Source organism: Ruminococcus sp. CAG:379 (assembly GCF_000434255.1).
GTDB lineage: Bacteria > Bacillota > Clostridia > Oscillospirales > Ruminococcaceae > Ruminococcus_F > Ruminococcus_F champanellensis.
This window is the reverse complement of sequence record NZ_FR894797.1, coordinates 1-1,992: the sequence shown is the minus strand read 5'-3', so window position 1 is coordinate 1,992 and position 1,992 is coordinate 1. Positions and strand designations below refer to the sequence as shown.

Sequence of the window (1,992 nt, the reverse complement as noted above, 5' to 3'; positions counted from 1 at the left end):
GCGTAGAAACAGCACGCAGAGTATCCAAGATACCGCAAAAGAAATAGGTCACTGAAAAAGCAGAACGCTCCTGCGTGACCCATACGGTTAAACAGGCAGAGTATCAGAGAACGCACAGAAGAAACATGCCACAAAATGACCGCAAAAAAATCCCCCTACCCCCTTGACAAATCCCAACAGAGGTGCTATACTAACTTTATAAACCGATGAGGAAGAGTAAGTAGATTCGGATACTGAGCATTCAGAGAGTCGCAGGCGGTGGGATTGCGGCGGTCACAGGCTGGATCGAATGGACTTCTAAGGGCAAGCGGAAAGGGTTTTCCCGAGTATGTGCGCCGGAGTATGACGCTCCGTCAACAAATGTCGGCGTATGACAGTACGCGCTGAGAGGACGCATACAGCGTCAAGCAGGGTGGCACCGCAGGAAGACCAATCTCCTGTCCCGGCAACGAAAATTGTTGTGGGACAGGAGTTTTTTTATTCTGTCCCCCGTTGAAAGGAGTCAGAACGATGGCAAAGGAAATTCCCTACAAAATCTATCTGGACGAAAGCGAGATGCCCACAGCTTGGTACAACCTGCGGGCGGATATGAAGAACAAGCCGGCACCCCTGCTGAATCCGGCAACCAGACAGCCCTGTACGGCGGCGGATCTGGCACCGGTGTTCTGCGAGGAGCTGGTCAAGCAGGAACTGGACGATACCACCCCCTATTTTGAGATTCCCCAGGAGATCCGGGACTTTTACAAGATGTACCGCCCCTCCCCCCTGGTACGGGCATACTGCCTGGAGAAGAAGCTGGGCACACCGGCGAAGATCTACTACAAATTTGAGGGCAACAACACCAGCGGCAGTCACAAGCTGAATTCCGCCATTGCCCAGGCATACTACGCAAAGCAGCAGGGGCTGAAGGGCGTGACCACCGAGACCGGCGCAGGTCAGTGGGGCACCGCTCTGTCCATGGCTTGCTCCTACTTTGATCTGGACTGCAAGGTATATATGGTAAAGGTTTCCTACGAGCAGAAGCCCTTTCGCCGGGAGGTTATGCGTACCTACGGGGCGTCCGTGACCCCCTCTCCCTCTACGGAGACCGCAGTGGGCAGAAAGATCCTGGAGGAGCATCCGGGCACCACGGGAAGCCTGGGCTGCGCCATTTCCGAAGCAGTGGAGAAGGCAACCACCACGGAGGGATACCGGTATGTGCTGGGCAGTGTGCTGAACCAGGTGCTGCTGCATCAGTCCGTCATCGGTCTGGAAACCAAGGCGGCACTGGATAAGTACGGCGTCAAGGCGGATATCATCATCGGCTGTGCCGGCGGTGGTTCCAATCTGGGTGGTCTGATTGCACCTTTCATGGGCGAGAAGCTCCGGGGCGAGGCGGATTACCGGATCATTGCGGTAGAGCCTGCATCCTGCCCCAGCCTGACCAGAGGCAAGTTTGCATACGACTTCTGCGACACGGGGAAGGTTTGCCCCCTGGCGAAGATGTACACTCTGGGCTGTGATTTCATTCCGGCACCCAACCATGCAGGCGGGCTCCGGTATCACGGTATGAGCTCCACCCTGTCCCAGTTGTATGCGGACGGGCTGATGGAGGCAACCTCCGTGACCCAGACCAAGGTGTTCGAGGCAGCGGAGTATTTTGCAAGAGTGGAGGGCATTCTGCCGGCACCGGAGAGCAGCCACGCCATCCGGGTTGCCATTGACGAGGCGCTCAAGTGCAAGGAGACCGGAGAGGAAAAGAACATTGTGTTCGGTCTGACCGGTACGGGCTATTTCGATATGGTGGCATACGAAAAGTACAACGATGGCAAGATGAGCGATTATATTCCCACGGATGAGGAACTGGCGGAGAGCCTCAAAAAGCTGCCGTAATGTTTACAGTGCAAAGACAGGGCGGATGCCCTGTCTTTTTTTGTGGATGTGGGGAACGTATGTTCGATGTGCTATTTTCTGCACCAGGGCGGTTATAGGGGTATGATTTTCTTTTGGGTT

At 55.2% G+C, this 1,992-nt stretch carries 1 protein-coding gene; it reads left to right on the top strand.

The annotated features are described in order from the left end of the window. Nucleotides 1–510: 510 nt before the first annotated feature. Nucleotides 511–1,872, top strand: a complete 1,362-nt coding sequence (locus tag QVO51_RS00255) for a TrpB-like pyridoxal phosphate-dependent enzyme (protein ID WP_022356746.1) — start codon at nucleotides 511–513, stop codon at nucleotides 1,870–1,872. Nucleotides 1,873–1,992 lie beyond the last annotated feature (120 nt).